Raw genomic sequence first — 17,247 nt, 5'->3', positions numbered from 1 at the left:
TCGAATCACATTATGTATTCTGAAATCCATTTTGAGCGGTTCGCTCAAGTCGCTTTCAAGTTGTTATGTTTCGTAGGCGACTTCTATATAATACAGAAATTCAGCATCAGTGTCAACACATTTATAAAATTAATTAATTTCTGTGCAGAGGCGCTTCACACAGAGGCCAGCCTCACAATATCAAGGCTAGCCCCTTTATGCCAGGAATGGCACATTACCTCTTCACAAAGCCTCCTACAGCCCGTCCAGCTCCTCAGTCCCCTTAGAGAGCAGTCCCTTCAGTTCCTTCATAAACATGTTGATGTCCTTGAACTGGCGGTACACGGACGCGAAGCGAACGTAAGCTACCTCATCTACAGGATAGAGCTGCTCCATGACCAGCTCGCCGATCTGGCGGCTCTCGATCTCGGCCAGGGCGATGCCGCGCAGGCTTTTCTCAACCTCGGATACGATGACTTCCAGACGCTCTACAGAAACGGGACGCTTCTCACAGGCGCGGATGAGGCCACGGAGGATTTTGTCACGGCTGAACTCTTCGCGGCTGCCGTCTTTTTTGATGACGATCAGCGGGGTCTCTTCAATCATTTCAAAGGTGGTGAAACGGCGGCTGCACAGTTCGCATTCGCGCCTGCGGCGGATTGACTTATTCTCATTGGCTGGACGGGAGTCAAGCACTTTGGTATTGGTGTGATCACAGTAAGGGCATTTCATAAGCTTCATCACTTCCTCATAGTAAGAATGGGAATTTGTATCGTTTCATCGGTGATTGTTCTCCCATCGCTCCCTAATGCTTGGATGGCAATTCGATGATGCAATGACATCCCAGATATATTCCAGGTTAGATTCCAACCATCTTCTCCATTTATATCGTAACCGACAAGTTCTCTCTCTCCCCAAGCTTCTGTGCCCGTTGGGACCGCCCAAAAAAGAATCGTTTCAACGTTTGTAGCATTTACGGAAACATCCAGTTCGCCGCTGTTCTTCGGAACTATGTACCAACCATCTTTTTTGGGGAAATTAGTTTCAACATTCGATATTACAGGTGTAGTATCACCCGCCTGGGAAGAGATGCTCCCTTGATTTATAGAAAAGTCCCCGGAGGAACATGCTGTAAGAACGAAAACATAATTTTTGATATCCGTCTACAGCTATATATATGGTATGAAGAAACAACAAAAAAACGGCATCTCTGCCGTTTCTTCTGTGATGGACTCTCAGGGGCTCGAACCCTGGACAAATAGATTAAGAGTCTACTGCTCTACCAACTGAGCTAAGAGTCCGTAGTATGGTGGAGAATAGGGGGCTCGAACCCCTGACCTCATCGCTGCCAGCGATGCGCTCTGGCGTGATGGTCAGGGGCACTGCCCAAAAATCTAGTTTATTTTATTCAGTTGCTTTCTAATTTTTTGCATATGCCTCTTTCTCACAAGGCCCACAGACTCTTCCTTGTCAAATACTCTTTCAGCTCTCTTCACATATGAGATAAAATTCCCATCATCCTGACTCGATCCTTTTATAGAATATTTTAAATAAACATTTTTACAGCTGATTCTCTTGCCTGTTTTTGTGCGTCCATTATTTTTAACAATTGTATTTAATTTTCGGTACAATCTGTAGTAATATTTCGATACAGTTTTGTCCCTTAGAGTTACTTTCTCACCATCAAACGTAAAGCCTAAATAATTTATAATCTCTTTTCCATTTTCGACATTTATTAATACGTCCTCGTTACAGCTTTTAACCTTCCCGTTATTATAATCAAATACCTGTGTCTTTTCTGGCTCCAAGTACACATGGGGAACCAAGTTGATAACTGAATTAACGAATTGATATTGAGTTTTAAACACACCGAGATCCTCTTTTGGTAATACGATGATAAAATCATCACTATATCTCATATAAAGACCAGATCTTTCAGTGACGTAATCATTCAATTTTTTATCGAATTCTAACATATAGATATTAGATAGAACTGCACTAATTGCTGAACCTTGGGGAATACCGTAAGTGTTTTTGTTAGGCTTAACATTCTGTTTTTTTAATTCCTTAAACTTGACAGGCGAAAGAACCATCTTGGACTTATTAAGTTGTTGTATCCCCCTAACATTATTTTCAAAACCATTTGTCTTAAGTAAATGTTCTAATTTCCAAACAGAATATTTAGTTATATTTTTAAAAACAGCATAGTAGTCAGCTGGTAATTTTGAAACTCCCAATAAGTTACAAAGCATCTTTTTTAGATATGTATGGTCTAGGCTATCAAAAAATTTGGTGAAATCGCCTATAATTACATAACAACTCTTTGAGTTTTTAATAAAATCTATGGCTGCCTTGGCAAAATGAATATTATTCTTATGTAAATTATCGCGATAAGCTATAGATGAATGATTGATTCCATCCAATTCTACTCTTAAATTGTATTGTTGATTTAGCTTGAATCCATAGTATTGATAAATATAACGATCTAGATGTGCAGAATAACAAATCTCACGAGTCTTTACCTTTTTTCCAAAACTCTTATTATACTTTATAAAAGATAAAGTGTAGTGGATAAAAGGGTAAAACCCATGTTCCTTGACTTTGTCTGGATTACTAATGTAGTTCCACACTCTATCTAATGAAACTTTTGAATCAAAGTGAGCATATTTCCGACCTTTTTGATTCTTGTCTTTCCATTTTTTGATATCCACATTAACCCCCTAAAAAGCGTAATACCCGCCAGCATGGAGGGTAGCATCCCTTAACTGGCAGGTATAACTCAACTTGTATTCATTCTGTTATGATTGCCGTCCTGAATTCAACTACCCAAAATGTCGCCCTAATGATTAACTATGTTATAATAGTCAAGGAGGGGAGTCCAATAATCAATATAGTGTTGTGGCTAGCCACAATCCTGATTAGTGAACCGAGTTCAACTGTGGAAATATTCCTAAGAATACATGCCAGCCAGTTGACTACAATCTCCAACCCTTATGTCTAAAACATAAGGCCTACTAAGTATAACATATTATTATTTATCCATATAGTATAAGTTTCCATACCCTTTCCATACCCACATTTCGAAGGAGTTTCCGCTTGAGTTTTTTGGGCTGAGAGAATATATAATCACAAGATTATATTCTTATCTAAACATACATCCCCCCTTATATATCACTCAAAGATTTTAAGATCGAGCTCTCCATAGTGAATAACATCATTAAGAGCATCAGTAATAACGTTCTTGTTCTCAGTATATACGCTTTTCTCTAAGCGAAGGCCTCTCTGAGCATCTCCACGAAAGGAAAGCCAATTAAAGCTGCCGACTACAATAAACGACTTATCACATATTAAAACTTTTTCATGTGTTATTCCTATTTTTTTAAATAATAGATATCTACCATGTTTTTTACTTTTCATTTTATTTAACTTCTCAATAACTATCTTCTCATCACGTTTTTTCCTCTCATTTAGCTCTTGAGGGTATCCAAAAAGTATAAAAACCTTAACACCTCTTTGAAGGCTCTTATCAATTCTAGCCATAAGATCATCATCAAACGCATCAGGAGCCAACCAAGGTGAAACGATTACCACCCATTTTTTAGACACGTGCAAGCTTTTCTCCAATATGGGCCTATGCTCATAAGTTCTTAAAAGTCTTGTAGAGCTCTTTATTTTATCGATTTGATTCTTCATATTTTCAATTTCGAGAAGTAATTCTTGCCTAGCTGTTTTAGACAGAGTGGTTAATTTCGATTCTTGATCAACCTGACCCAATCTCATTTCAAATTTTTTCAACTCTGCTAAATTATTCTCAGCTTCATTTATAGTGCTTTCAGAAAGTTTTATAGTAGGTGTTGCATCAAGCACTATATTTTTTTCTTCTAAAGGAAGTATTCCTACATGTTCTTTTCTGTCTAACTCAGATAAAAAACCATCATATTCATGAGCACGGGTATCTCTATCAAAAACAACATATTTATAACTATCTGTTCTAGCTTCATAGTAAGTCAAAACCCTTAACTTAATAAACATTGCAAAACTCTTTTCAACTTCTGTTATCTCATGTAGTCTTCCTTTCGGTACAGAATATCCTTTATTATACATTTCCTTCAGAAAACTCTCTAATTTACTATGCTCTATTGTATCATCCGAAGGTAGTGGGATATCTTTATTAAAATATAAGGACGGTATACCCTGAGTTTTTATTACAGATCCCGGATAAAGTTGGGTGCTTTCAAGAGCATTGTATTGTCCAGTGATACCATTAATCGAAAAAGAAATCGATCTTTTCTCCGGCACATTCACCTTTATACCTTCAAGTGTTCCTATACCACGTTCTGTTAACTTAATGGATTGTTCTACATGATCAATTCTAATTAACTCATTTTTCAATAAAAATACAGCAGCATTCTTTATAATTTCTTCTTCTAATCCGAGCACTCCATAAATATGATCGATTTTTTCTAAACCACTATCTACTAACTTAAGAACAAACTCATCTACAACACTGATAGACAGTTCTTTTTGCATGAGAACATTTACACTTAATCTCCAAACTGGAAATGCTACTTCTGTGTAATGTATCAATTCGTGCTCCGAGAAAAGTGTTGAATATTTTTCTGCTAATTCTTCAATTCTCACTTATTAAACACCTCAATCGAACAATTTTTATAGTCAGTTTTTTGAATATGTTTAATTACTTCTGCAAAGGGATTCGCTACTTCATAGGTATTTGCATCACGTACCATATCTAAATCACCGACAATAAAGATTAATTTCCGTGCTCGCGATAACGCTACGTTCAATCTCCGGTAGTCTTTCAAAAAACCTATATCACGTTTTTTATTACTTCTAACAATGCTATAAAAGACAATATCTCTTTCTTGACCTTGAAAAGCATCTACCGAATCAACTTCGATACTTGTATTTTTCCACTTCTCTTTATCTTTGGGACTAACAATTTGTTCAATCAATAACTTCTGATCTGTGTAACCAGTTATAATTCCTATTGATATTTTTTCTCCACTACCATTTAACTCTTCTTCTATTTTAATACACTTTTCTAGAATTATTTTAGCTTCTAATTGATTTTGTTTACTTTTACTAGAGGGCAATGAACTCTCAAATCGCTCTTCTCTTGTGCTTGTTGAAATCCACACTACGCTTTTCCCCTTATATTCGCCTATTAAATGTAATAAATTCGTAGTTGATTCAGCATTTTGAACAGTTCCGTCATAAAAAACATCACTTATCAGTTGACCTATACCTGAATGCATTCGGTATTGTATGTCAAGAGTAGATTTAATAGAATCATTAGATCGGTTGAATATATCCTCAAATAAGCTAGTCTCAAGAAAAGATTTATTAATTTCAAATTTTTCCAAGTCGTCTTTTGTAAAATCAATGTCAACAATGGGTGGAAGTTGTTTATGGTCTCCGACCAATAAAATCTTTTTACCTCTTACTAACGGCACCAAAATTTCAGGTGGAGTTGCACGTCCCGCCTCATCCACGATTACCCAATCATATTCAGCTGACCATACGCCCGGAATGTTAGCCGTGCCTAAACATGTACTCGCAATAACCTGTGTTTCACTTGCACAGATAGCTTCGAATTCCCTTCCTCTTCCAAGCCTCTTAAGCCATTCTTGACGTATTACTTCTACTTGATCTAAACTTGCTAATGCTCTACGGTTACGCTCATGCTCTCTTTCAAATAATTGAATAGTTTTCAATAAATCAGTTGAATTAAATATTCGATCCCACTCAACTTTTGGGTTTAATATTTTGATATTTCTCAGATCATATAAAATTTCGGAAAAGATCTCCCTGTACTCAGATTCTCTTAATTCAAGTTCTTTCTGTATATTTTCAGTCATTTCTTTATTTATTGAGTCACTGTTATTACTCTCATACAATTTATACTTAAGCTTTTCCAATTCTCCGTTTAAATCCATCAATTCCGAATTTCGAGACTCCAAACCAGACAATTCATCTGCAATTTCTCCTAATTCTATCAAGTGATTGTTCTTACTAAAATTGAGCTTTTGGGTGAACTCACTACTTTTTTCAGTAGTTTTTTTTATCCAGTTATCAATGCTTTCTTCTAACTGAAAGTTAGTAAGTTTATCACCTATTTTATCTTTACGTCCAATTCTTAAAAATGAACAATTTTTTGTTAGCTTTATAGTTGCTTCTAAGGCGTTGTCAACCGCAGCATTTGATTGGGAGGTTAATAAAATTCTCACACTAGGATTTTGCCCTACTAATTGAGCAACAATCTCACTTATAACTTTTGTTTTTCCGGTTCCTGGTGGTCCTTGGATCAAATACAATTCTGCTCCTAACGTTGATGATATTGCTCTCTTTTTTGCAAGATCCAAATCCTTATCATAGTAAAAACCAATTGAATGTTCCGTAGTTCTTACCTTATTAGGATTTTCAATAATTTCTAATAGTTTTGGATTTTTTGAATCTCCATATTTCACAGAACGAAGGGCATCTTCCTGCCTTTTTAAAGCTGCATTAACTTGCTTATTATCCAAAGTAAGTTCACCATATTCTTTTATATCATCAGTAATGACTCCTCTTCCCAGAGAAACAATCATTTTCTTGCCATCTAAACCAACAACTGCGCCTACTTTAATTCTTTTATTCTCTTCAATAGAACTCATTAATATTGGTTGCTCTAAAAGCAAACTTGAATATTCTATTTCATTGTGTAGATCAACTTCTAAACTACTTTGATCTGCACTAACATCCCAAGTAGCATATTGAATAATTATTTCTTTCTCTAACAGATACTTTCTTTGAATTTTTAAAACATTCTCCCACTGCGAAAGGGTTCTCTTATGTTGGAGCTCTTTTTGCTTTTTTATTTCCATCGTTTTTTTCCATGTTAATATTTCATCCAAAAGTAATTCTAGATGATTATTCTTAGGTACGAGTGATTTCTTTGACACTGCTTTCCAGGTTACATTACATGCAAAAGAGTATTCCACATTACGGGCCATATCTATAACTGAAATTAAAAAAATGTTTTTAATCAAAAAGAATTGAGAATTTAAATCTTGGACCGCAACAATTTTATATTTTTGCATATACATAATCCATTCATTTTCTTGCTTACCTTTTTCTATATAAATCGCATTTAAATTGAACTCCTTATTAATCCAATCTTTTGTTTCACTCTCAGCTCCTATTTCAATCAGTTCCATTTGGGCTAACTTATTGGTGAAATTTTGAGTCGGCTGAACATATAAAATCGTAGTATTCTTGTGATATTTTTTAGCTAATCGCATTAATTCTCTTTTAAAGTGTAAAACTGATGGATATCTATCTTCCTTATTAAAGGAAACCATTTTGGAAATAATTTGTATATACTCCTCCTGTAAATCGCTTCCTAATAATTGTTTAATGAGGTCTTCGGAAGCATTCGGGGTTCTGCCTGATAACATACGAAAAAAAATAACTCCTAATGAATATATATCAGACTTTTGATCAGCATCCTGCAAATCGATTTGTTCAGGTGATGTATACGGAGGCGATCCAAAGCCTCTCACAGTTGCACCATCTTGGATAGCAGTTTTAATTTTTGAAATCCCAAAATCAACAATTTTCACTGAACCAGTAGAATCTATCATTATATTTGAAGGCTTCAAATCTCGATGAATAATATCCTTTGAATGTGCACTTGCCACAGCATCACAAATTTCTAACAGCAATTGTATGGTAATATTATCATCACTGGGATTTCGTAATTTTTCTTCTAAGGTATCACCTTCGATATATTCTAGCGAAATCCAATATTTCCTAGTGTCATCGTCGTACCCTGAGTCAAATATCTTAACTATGCTCGGATGCTCACAAAGAGTGAGTGCTTCGGTCTCCCTTTTAAAAAACGCCTGTAAAATTTCGTTGTCATTACCAGACAAAATCTTTAATGCTACTTTTTCATCATCTTCCGAATTTAGATCACGGCAAACCCATATTTCACTCTGGTTCCCTCCAGGAATTGCTCGAACAAGTCTAAATCTTTTAGAAAAAATATCTCCTTTTATCATAAAAATCCCCCTATCTAAAGAATAGTCAATTCAATGAATTTTTCTATTTTGATGTAGCCTTCCATCTCTTCAACCTATCATCCAAAGACAACCCATTTATCAACTTAATATTCAACCTATCTGCAGCCTCTTTCGCCGCCTTGGTGAAATTACTCGTTGTCACAATCCATGCATCATAACAGCCGTGAACCTGTTTGCCTGCCTTAAGACGCAATACAATATCATTTCCGACATCCTGCTTCCAGCGCTTGCACTGCACGGCGATTTTCTACCCCTCTTTGCCTTTGAGGATCAAATCTACTTCATGATCGCCGGAACCGCCAATGCGTTGTACGGTATAGCCTTGATCTATGTAATATAGCTCCATTAACCTCTCAAAATCCGTACCGGACAATGTCCTTACATCTGCTTTTAGTATCTGCGCATCTGTCAACTTCTTCATGGGTGTCTTAGCCGAAGTGTTGTGAGCGCTACTCTTAGCTTTGGTTGTACTAACTTGCCTCACTCCACTGGTACGGGTGGATTTATTGGCCTTCTTGTCCCTCCGCCGTTTACGCGTCCACATGCCGCTGAAAATTTCACCGAGAATAACGGAACCAAACAAGATTCCAAAGAAGAAGCCCCAATGTAAACCGGGAATGCTGAAGTAGATTCCCAAACCTCCCATAATAAATAGTCCCCGGAGGACAAATGCTACCTGTCTGCCTTCTGCATAATACGTTTTAGCCATAATTTTATTCACCTCATGCTGTAATAGAACAACTCAAGCAATTCAAAGGACTATCTACCCACAATTTCCGACAATAGAATTGATCATTCTTCTAAAATTTCTATATTCCGGTTAGTTTCTCTCTACTATATCATAAGTTTGGTGGAATTTGGTATGAAAAACAAGCCCACAGATAAGTCTGTGGGCCTACTAATCGTTGACTATAAGCTATAGTGATAAATTCATAGGCTTGTCGCTCTTGGATTACTTTATCTTCTTAAGATTGACTTCGTGAGTCAATACTTTACTTACCGGCTTAGCGACATCTTCAAACAGTTCAGCACCGTTATAGGTTACCCCTGCTGTACTCAGGAAAGAACCAATATCCAGCTTGAAAGAAAGCTTGATTACTTCACCTCCGGGGCCATCATACCCCGTGATCTTAATTTTAATCGCTGTATAGCAGCCATCACTATCGTAGCCGTAAATCCCTGTGTATTGAAAATACTTGGGATCGGAAGCCTCATATACCGCTTCCGTAACCGCCAGTTTGCCATAGACGGAATGGCTGACCGTCTCCGATTCATACACAGAAGTTTGAACGGTGGATACCTCCTCTGTGGCTAGACTGACCGGGTGGGTTATAAAAACCGTTAATTTAACCGATACGGATTTCTTGAAGTACAAAGAGTGGGCTACGCCTTCATATACATCTAAATTAAAAACATTGGGTTCACTGGGTTAAACTCAAAAATAGACAACCATCTGCAGTGAGCAAATGGTTGTCTATTAATGAAACTAGTTTTCCGCCTTAATTCTAGTGGGCGTATTCCTGACTAGTCCAACTAAGAGAAGTAGATGAAGGTCGGACTTATTCATATGATGTTCTGCCAAGGGTGGCAAAACTCCTTTATCGATAAGACGCTTTAAATGATGCCCTAATAATGCTCGATTATGTTGGGTTGAATGATGAATGTATTCAAACACTTTTGATATGCTATAAAACAGATTTTCAATGAATATCTCCGGGTGAAGTAACCTACCATTGGGTAAATCTTCAAATATCATATTCTGAAGATTCCAATAAATATCTTCAATAACAAGTGAAAGAGTTCTTAAGTATTCCTCACAAACTTCTTGTACATCGTTCGGGAAGTCTTTAGGCGCATAAAAAAGATCCAGCATTGTTGTAATCTCATAACTGTATCCACCACTACCTTCTCTACCTAATCTCTCCTGATTTTCTTGTTGAAGAATTAACAATTGTTGAACAGGATCATCGTTACGTTTAATCATTCTTTTTTGGAGTTGGAAATGCTCTTGTTTTTCTTCCTGTTCAATAAAACTAATTAGATTGTTTAAGAGCAGGTATCTTTTCTTTGTATAATCCAATATCTTCATAAGTGAGATAGAGAATCTGATAGGTAATGAACTTGGTTTATTGCTATACAAGTATACCGAATAATCACCATTGCCCACTCTATCGCTTGACCATGATGCAAAGTACTTCTCTCCGTCTTTGTTCTTTGTACCGTCTTTACTATCTAAGTTGACAGGATGGGCTGCGAAGCAGGCACGTATTTGCTTGAAAAATTTATCATCTGACACGTTCTGCTCAAATATCGACCTATCTTCCTTATACGGATACTGTCGTTCAAAAACCCTATACAACTGCTGAATCGCCTGTACAACAAGATCAAAAGCCATAAGCATTTGTATTACGTTTAGTGATCGAGCATCGTCGCTTTCGTGGTGTAGATCAATGTGTGGCAATCCGTATACAGCCACGTGTAGCCAATCTTTTGTGGAACAGATGATACTCCATCGGTCAGTACCTATATAATCCGCATATCGTTTGATTAGAAAATCATCATGCTTATCAATAGCTTTACTGAATAATTCGTATATAGATGAATCGAGGATCAAATCATTCAATTTGGAACCTCCTTTAAGCTCTTCTCGCCTCAATCCATTGCAAATGACGCAAAAAGTTCAGTACATCATCCAGCGATTGATAGATGCTATGATCCCTGACTCTCCTTCAAAATCGTCTACCCCACATAATGGAAATTAAAGGTGTGCCGTATCGAATCGCTGAGCACATCTATCTGCCAGCATGTACTCCCACAGATGGTCATTTACACACCGATAAACGCCTCGAAAACAACATATTGGAATGAATGGTTTGAGATTAATATGGATACAACTACCTTACTCACTTCTCCACATCATTTTAATTTATTATCAATCCAATTTAGCAAGTACTCTACTTGTCTTTCATTTTCTTCAGTATCATTAGTATTCAAATCGCTAATACTTCGACGATGGTCTGTCCGTTTAACATATTCCCTTATCGTATCTTCAATTTGGTCATATTCATATTTAATTTTATTGGCTTTATATAGTTTTTCACTATATTGAATTAACCTAAATTTCTCTGGAGAGTAACAAACAATGTTATCACCAGCTGATTGTACACTTTTAAAGTATAAACCCGTTTTATTAAATTTCATGAGCACATCCGAAATAAATTGGGTAATAAAATACTTATGCCTAATTTCATTATGTACAGGCTGAGTTATTTCCTCATACCAAATTTTCAATTCTAAATCTTCACCAAAATCACTTAAATTAATTAATTCGATATCTTCAAGGCATTCAAATTCACCAATGCTACATACTTGACCAACTTGCATATGGACTTCTGCAAAACAAGTCTCCAAGTTGGAAGCTAAGTATAGGTAGGAATTTCCTGCTCTATTAAATCTTCCACCTAATGTATAGATTGGGGGCAGCTTCAATCATTTTTCCATAATAGGGCAAAACAAATTTAGTATTAAAAGTACCTTTGGAACCTGAAATCGAAAAACTTCCTATTCTTCCCCGAAGAAATATCTCCCCTTTTTTTATGATTTTTTTAGAAAACTTCTTTTCTGATAAGAATTCTACGTAATTATCAATTATTCTTTCTGGATTGTATTCCTTCAAATGGCTTTCAAGTATACGAGATAACTCTTTTTTATACATAATATATTCAATAGAGTTCTCATTTTTTCCATCAAGATAATCTCTCAGTTTATATAAATAATTCATCACATAACCTACGCCCCTTATCTTTGAGAATTAAAACATATAGATTGACACTTTATCCTCATAAACAATGTTTAGGTAATTACTATATAAATTATCTTTTGAAAAAATTCTCCAACGGGAAACCTCCCCTGGAAGATTAAGAAACTCATATTCATTTTTCATTATGACTAAAGCATTTACACATTCAATAACAGAACCAAAAGGTGCTGCTGAAGCACTCAATATTCTCCCCTTCCAAGGTTGAAATGATATGTGCTTGATATCCCCGAATCTCTGTTGTTGTTGATGATACTTGACGCTGACAATTCCCTCATTTGTAGCCTTATAGATATAACCATCATAAACCCAACTAATTTGTCCAGAATAGTCTCTAAAAATTGTGTCCTCATTAATAATGTGGTTATACCTTATTTGTCCTCTATCCCAAAAATACCCTGCCAAATAGGATGGATATTTATTTGAGTTACTATAAATACTTGAATAGATCCAATTAGCCGATAATGAATGTTGTGTTGATAAATGATATAAATTGGGTTCAGTCTCTTTTATGTCCCAACTTTTCCAATTTTTCAGTTTCAAGATGTTGTACTCGAATAAACCTTCCTCACCTGCTGATAAAGCTATTCTCCCGTTTCTCCTAATAGAAAGTCTTAAAAAAGGAGTTCCACTTAATTGTCCATACTTAATGTTGCGATAATTTTCATTGAAGAGAGGGTATTCAAATAGCCCGTCATCCATCGTCATATACAAATTGTCGTTGTAAATATCAATATCACTCGGGAGGGTATCCATATCATGGATAGCATTAAATGATTCATACTTCATCAAGTCACTCATTGTGATCATAAGTCTATCCACGCCATTTGATATTTCTTTAATCTTTCTCCAATCAAATGATCTAAGGGTTCCGTCCATAGTCCATAAATAAAGAATATTATTATTTAGAATTGTATCCCAAAAATCTCCTTCGATATGTACTTCCTTTGGATTTAACATTATTCCATGCACCTCTGCATTCTTGACATCTGAGGTTTAGTGATAATTCCTTGCTTAAACCAATCGCGCAATATATTTGTCGGAACTTTATCTTTCATAATAGTATGATCCACAGGATATCCATGATATTCGTTAGTATTACCATCATCTTTAAATTTGGCAACTTGAAGTTCTTTTCTGTCAGGAAGTCTACCAATCCCCAACTTACCAAAGCTTCTCCTGACCCCATAAAAAATTGTCTTCTGACTACCACTATGCACCCAATTACTTCTGTGTGCATCGGTAAAACAATCGATTTCCTCTTTTATAGAGAAGCCAGTATCCCACACTGATTTATCTGTTGTTGGATTTCCTCTATGGTAATCGAGAGATTTATAGAAAATTTTGGTTTGTCCAATTGGATACGGCGTGTTTACAAGCCAACGTGTGTTCATTGAATACCACCTCCCATTTATACAGATTAATAGACTTTCATATTTTCTTTTATCAAGTCAAACTCAATATGAAAAATAAGGAGCGTATAATTCCATTCTACCTTTTTAGTTATACACCCATATGATATCCTATTTCTCATACAAATTACAGAAAATTCTTCCAATTTAAACATTCAAAAAGACCCCCGCTGACCGCAGGAGCCTCATCTCAACCAAACGCTCTAAATGTTGCTTAAAATCTTCACTATCACCTTATCAACATCCATCAGACCGCTAACCTCGACACCTATCGTACCAATAAACTAACTAATTCGCAGTTTGAAGTGAACCTTGACCCCGTCTCTATGGATCTCAATACCGCCAATGATTGTCCGAATCATCATTTGCTTCTGCTGGGCTGAAGCCTGTTTAAATACCTTGCGCAAGTTTGGAACGTACTGTTGCAATGTCTCCAGCTCATTCAGTTCAATGCATTAGCTTCTGCTTCACATCTAGCTTGCCCAATGTGACCCTCCAGTTCAGCAATTCTTTGACCAGTTTCCTCAATTAATTCACTTAAAAGCTCACTTGTAAACTTGCCGATTCCTTTGAGAGAATGCTTTACCTCAGCTTTATACTTCTTCATTTCTTCTTGGGCATCATCAAGCTCTTTATTCAATCGGTGAAGCCGGATTAGGTCCTGCTCAGATAGTATGTACTCGTTTTCTTCGGAGATAATAAGATCGAGATTTACCTCACTATAACTTTGCTTTCTTCTATCCGCTGAGCGTTCTTTATTCTTGCTTGCTTTGTCATGCTTTCTTCTTTGAACTTTTGTCCTTTTGCTTTCTATTTAATGAAGGTTACTGAATGTCCTTATCATGTTTGCAACCGTCCCCAATATATGTTTACGCCTCTGTCTTACTGTCGTAATATTTCAAAAAAAATTCGGCAGAAAAATACCCCTACTTCTAAGAAATAGGGGATTCAATTCATGGCTTGATATCACGTAGAACGTCACCAGCAACGTAAGCCAAGCTGGTATTACCAGCGGTATCCGAGTAAGCCATCATGACTTCTGGATCGACTTTCAACGTGTCGCCAGTTGTCCGACAAGGCCACCTTGCTGCTGACTGGCTTCAATGTCCGGGCATAGTAATCCCTGGCATACAATTGATACGTGTTTGGGAAGTTTCCGTTCTCGCTGTACGGAGAGGAAGCGCCTTGCGCTTCACTGCTGGCCCCGCCTTTTGTTACCGCTTCATATTCACGATTGGTCGACAGGCTGAATAGAGCCGTATCTGTAGGACGAGCTTGCTGGCGAATGTGCAGGTACCATGCTGTTGCTTCATGTACACTCATAAACGCAAAGTCGCGGCTAGTAGGGCTGGCATTATCCTTGACACTGATACCAACCAGCGTTTGGGCGAAAAAGACAATCTCATTCTTGCTGAACTTCTCCTGCATCATTTGGGCATAGGCTGTATAGGCATTGCCTTTAAGAATTCCTTTGTCCCGAATTAAGTCCATATATCCTTGGAACATCAAGCTGGATACAATCTGCGAATCCAGTTTGTCCCATTGGTCGTCGCTACCATGCTTTAAGATATAGTCCTCAAGCATATTTTTTAATGAATCACCAATGGTTGACGCCGACCCCTCGCCAGATAAGGAGCGATCTGGATTGCCCGGGTCCATCGCGACCAAGGTTTCCGCAATGACATGTTTGAAGTAGTTACCGTCCATAGCTTGGGTTGCATTATCCGCATACTCTAAGGTTCGTTGCAATATGGCGGCTTTGTCGACTCCCTTGGTACTGCCCGGGTAGAGGGGATTACTGCCATACAGGGTTGAACCGGTTCCAGCTTCTTCGAACGTAATGACCCCCGAGCCGTTCTTACGGAACAACTGATCGGATGTTTTGCTCGGAGCCATATAGAACATGTACGGCTCGTAGTTGAATTTAAAATCATCCTGCAGATCGGTGGCTGTCGATGATGCGGTCAATACCCCGGAACCGTTGCTTTTGACCTTGTTCGGAATAAAACCAAATTGCAGAATGGCTACCTTGTTCGAGGTTTGGAACGTTCCGGCAGCGGTGGCCGACCCACTGCTACCAGTTGCCGGTGGTGTACCGCCTACATTCGCACCGCCGCCATCGGCATACGCTGCAGATGGTAAAGAAGCGGATAAAATAGAACTACCGAGTGCGGCAATCAGTATAATACTCATCCAAGAATGGTTAGATGATGTTTTTTTATTTATCTTCCGGTATAACAGAAACAACCCGATGGACAGGAGCAGCATGAGAGTAAGGCCCAAAATATACAGCAGCATTGGGTCGCCGGTGTGCGGCGTTGTGGCAGTACCCCCGAATAAGACTCCGGCTCCTAATACGACTCGGGTCAGTTTGGATTGTTCGCCAATGACGATGGTATGAATGGTACCATTCTCCGTATCCTTAATCATGTATGAATTGCCGGGAACGACAGCGAGGGTTTGCGGCTTGGTCCCGGTGTAAACTTTCTTGGCGACCCCTGCTACATTCAGAAATGAGAAACTGAATTGCTCGCCATCTTTAGAGATTTCAAGTGTATACTGCGGATTGATCGTTAGCTTTAGCTCGGCTCGTTTATCTGTCGTTATGGAAATCTGCTGGGGTAGAGAGAATACCTTCGCATATGCAGACTCGGCCTCCAGCGTATACGTCCCTGCAGGAATACCGGAGAATACCGCCTGACTATCACTGACTGAATAAACTCGGGTAGTACCCTGCTTATCTGTTAATTTTAAGGTGAAGACCTTCCATGCTGTGCTGAGCTCGGGAATACCGGATACGTTAACCGTGACTTTGATCTCGCCGCTCTTTACCGAAGGTCCGGTATTCCAAACCACAGGTAGCACTGTGATGCCTTTAGCTGTTCCAGTTACCATCTCCGGGGAAGCTCCAGCTCGGTTGACTGCGGCGAAACACCTCCGGTAGTTGGGACAGCAGGAGAAACTAAGAACATCCATGTAAGCTTATCGGTGTCGAGCCAGACCAGACCTTGGTCGTCGGAAGTGGCTTGCAGTGTTCCTTTGTTCTCAAGCAATTCGATCTGGCCCCCGGTATTAGCAAGCTTGCCGCCCTGCCCATCCTGCAGTGCCAACGCGTTCTTGTTAGATGCTGCGCTGAGTGTCGCGCTCAGCGGACGGAGCATTGTAGCTGTCAGGTCTTGAATGATTTGTTCGTCCTGATCACCTTGCGTATAGGTAAAGGGGGCAATTGAAAAGCTGTAATGTGTGTTTTCCGTTACCTTATATTCGCGCTGAAAGGGATTGCCGTTGCCGTCTATACTCTGTTCACAAAACTGCAAGCTGTCTACCCCGGTTCCGGCTTTACGCAGGACTAACGCCAACTGATCTCCCAATCGATACCCCGGGTGGGCGAAGACCAGAGCGTACTTTCCTGCTGCGACTTGATAATTCTCGGCATTACCCGTTACCGTACTGATACGTGTGTTGGTGTCTGCCGACCACAATTCCAGCGTGAACGAAGGAATGTAGGCTTGTTCCTCCTTACCGGCTGGATAGTAGACTTCGACATGGATACCATCCGTGACCATGCGGTTGGACTTATCAATAGTTGGTAATGCAGTAGAAGTAGTGGAAATAGAGGATGCAGTGGGTTGAACTGTGCTTTCAGCCTCGGGAACAGGAGAAGTAGTCACCACCTCTAGGTTATTCAGAACCTCAGTTACAACTGGACTACCTACCTCGGAAGTAGTGGGAATAGTGGATGTAGACACTTCCGTAGACGGATTTGTTGCAAAACTATTGGGTTCAGTGGGCTGAACTACAGATTGCACGATTCCTTGGACGACTTCTGGACTTGAGCTGCTGGATAAAGCTCCGGCTGACCCTGAGAATAGAGATACACCTATTACACTGACAAGTAGTGCGGTGAACCATGTTTGCTTCATTACTGTTAACCTCCTTAAGTCTGGTTAATGAC

At 38.5% G+C, this 17,247-nt stretch carries 13 protein-coding genes, 1 tRNA gene and 1 pseudogene; all 15 read right to left on the bottom strand.

Annotated elements, in window-relative coordinates:
• Positions 1 to 234: 234 nt before the first annotated feature.
• A complete protein-coding gene (gene nrdR / locus QW71_RS24240) occupies positions 235 to 711 on the bottom strand; it encodes a transcriptional regulator NrdR (RefSeq protein ID WP_039305242.1) in 477 nt (158 codons plus the stop codon).
• A gap of 496 nt (positions 712 to 1,207) precedes the next feature.
• Positions 1,208 to 1,280 (bottom strand) — tRNA-Lys (locus tag QW71_RS24235).
• 93 nt (positions 1,281 to 1,373) lie between these two features.
• Positions 1,374 to 2,690, bottom strand: a complete 1,317-nt coding sequence (locus QW71_RS24230) for a reverse transcriptase/maturase family protein (RefSeq protein ID WP_039305049.1) — start codon at positions 2,688 to 2,690, stop codon at positions 1,374 to 1,376.
• A 460-nt stretch (positions 2,691 to 3,150) separates the two neighbouring features.
• Positions 3,151 to 4,620, bottom strand: a complete 1,470-nt coding sequence (locus tag QW71_RS24225; protein WP_039305046.1) for a phospholipase D-like domain-containing protein — start codon at positions 4,618 to 4,620, stop codon at positions 3,151 to 3,153.
• Positions 4,617 to 8,042, bottom strand: coding sequence for a serine/threonine-protein kinase (locus tag QW71_RS24220; protein WP_039305042.1), 3,426 nt, complete (start codon positions 8,040 to 8,042; stop codon positions 4,617 to 4,619). Before QW71_RS24220 ends, QW71_RS24225 begins: the two co-directional genes overlap by 4 nt.
• 43 nt (positions 8,043 to 8,085) lie before the next feature.
• Positions 8,086 to 8,607: pseudogene (locus QW71_RS41465) on the bottom strand (restriction endonuclease).
• A 408-nt stretch (positions 8,608 to 9,015) separates the two neighbouring features.
• Positions 9,016 to 9,438 (bottom strand): hypothetical protein, encoded by a 423-nt coding sequence (locus QW71_RS24210; RefSeq protein ID WP_152679847.1) that lies wholly within the window; start codon positions 9,436 to 9,438, stop codon positions 9,016 to 9,018.
• A 111-nt stretch (positions 9,439 to 9,549) separates the two neighbouring features.
• Positions 9,550 to 10,686, bottom strand: coding sequence for a hypothetical protein (locus QW71_RS24205; RefSeq protein ID WP_039305039.1), 1,137 nt, complete (start codon positions 10,684 to 10,686; stop codon positions 9,550 to 9,552).
• A gap of 293 nt (positions 10,687 to 10,979) precedes the next feature.
• Positions 10,980 to 11,474: a hypothetical protein gene (locus QW71_RS24200; RefSeq protein WP_306766064.1), complete on the bottom strand. Its 495-nt coding sequence runs from the start codon at positions 11,472 to 11,474 to the stop codon at positions 10,980 to 10,982.
• 37 nt (positions 11,475 to 11,511) lie between these two features.
• A complete protein-coding gene (locus QW71_RS24195) occupies positions 11,512 to 11,847 on the bottom strand; it encodes a hypothetical protein (protein ID WP_152679846.1) in 336 nt (111 codons plus the stop codon).
• A gap of 27 nt (positions 11,848 to 11,874) precedes the next feature.
• Positions 11,875 to 12,840, bottom strand: coding sequence for a hypothetical protein (locus QW71_RS24190; protein WP_039305033.1), 966 nt, complete (start codon positions 12,838 to 12,840; stop codon positions 11,875 to 11,877).
• A complete protein-coding gene (locus QW71_RS24185; protein ID WP_039305031.1) occupies positions 12,840 to 13,274 on the bottom strand; it encodes a hypothetical protein in 435 nt (144 codons plus the stop codon). Before QW71_RS24185 ends, QW71_RS24190 begins: the two co-directional genes overlap by 1 nt.
• A gap of 460 nt (positions 13,275 to 13,734) precedes the next feature.
• Complete coding sequence (locus QW71_RS24180) at positions 13,735 to 13,932, bottom strand: hypothetical protein (RefSeq protein ID WP_039305028.1); 198 nt, start codon at positions 13,930 to 13,932, stop codon at positions 13,735 to 13,737.
• A 365-nt stretch (positions 13,933 to 14,297) separates the two neighbouring features.
• A complete protein-coding gene (locus QW71_RS24175) occupies positions 14,298 to 16,187 on the bottom strand; it encodes a hypothetical protein (protein ID WP_039305026.1) in 1,890 nt (629 codons plus the stop codon).
• Positions 16,181 to 17,215, bottom strand: coding sequence for a hypothetical protein (locus QW71_RS24170; RefSeq protein ID WP_039305023.1), 1,035 nt, complete (start codon positions 17,213 to 17,215; stop codon positions 16,181 to 16,183). Before QW71_RS24170 ends, QW71_RS24175 begins: the two co-directional genes overlap by 7 nt.
• Positions 17,216 to 17,247 lie beyond the last annotated feature (32 nt).

Origin of the sequence: Paenibacillus sp. IHB B 3415 (assembly GCF_000802655.2) — a bacterium.
GTDB lineage: Bacteria > Bacillota > Bacilli > Paenibacillales > Paenibacillaceae > Paenibacillus_AQ > Paenibacillus_AQ phytohabitans.
This window is presented reverse-complemented; position numbering and strand designations above follow the sequence as displayed.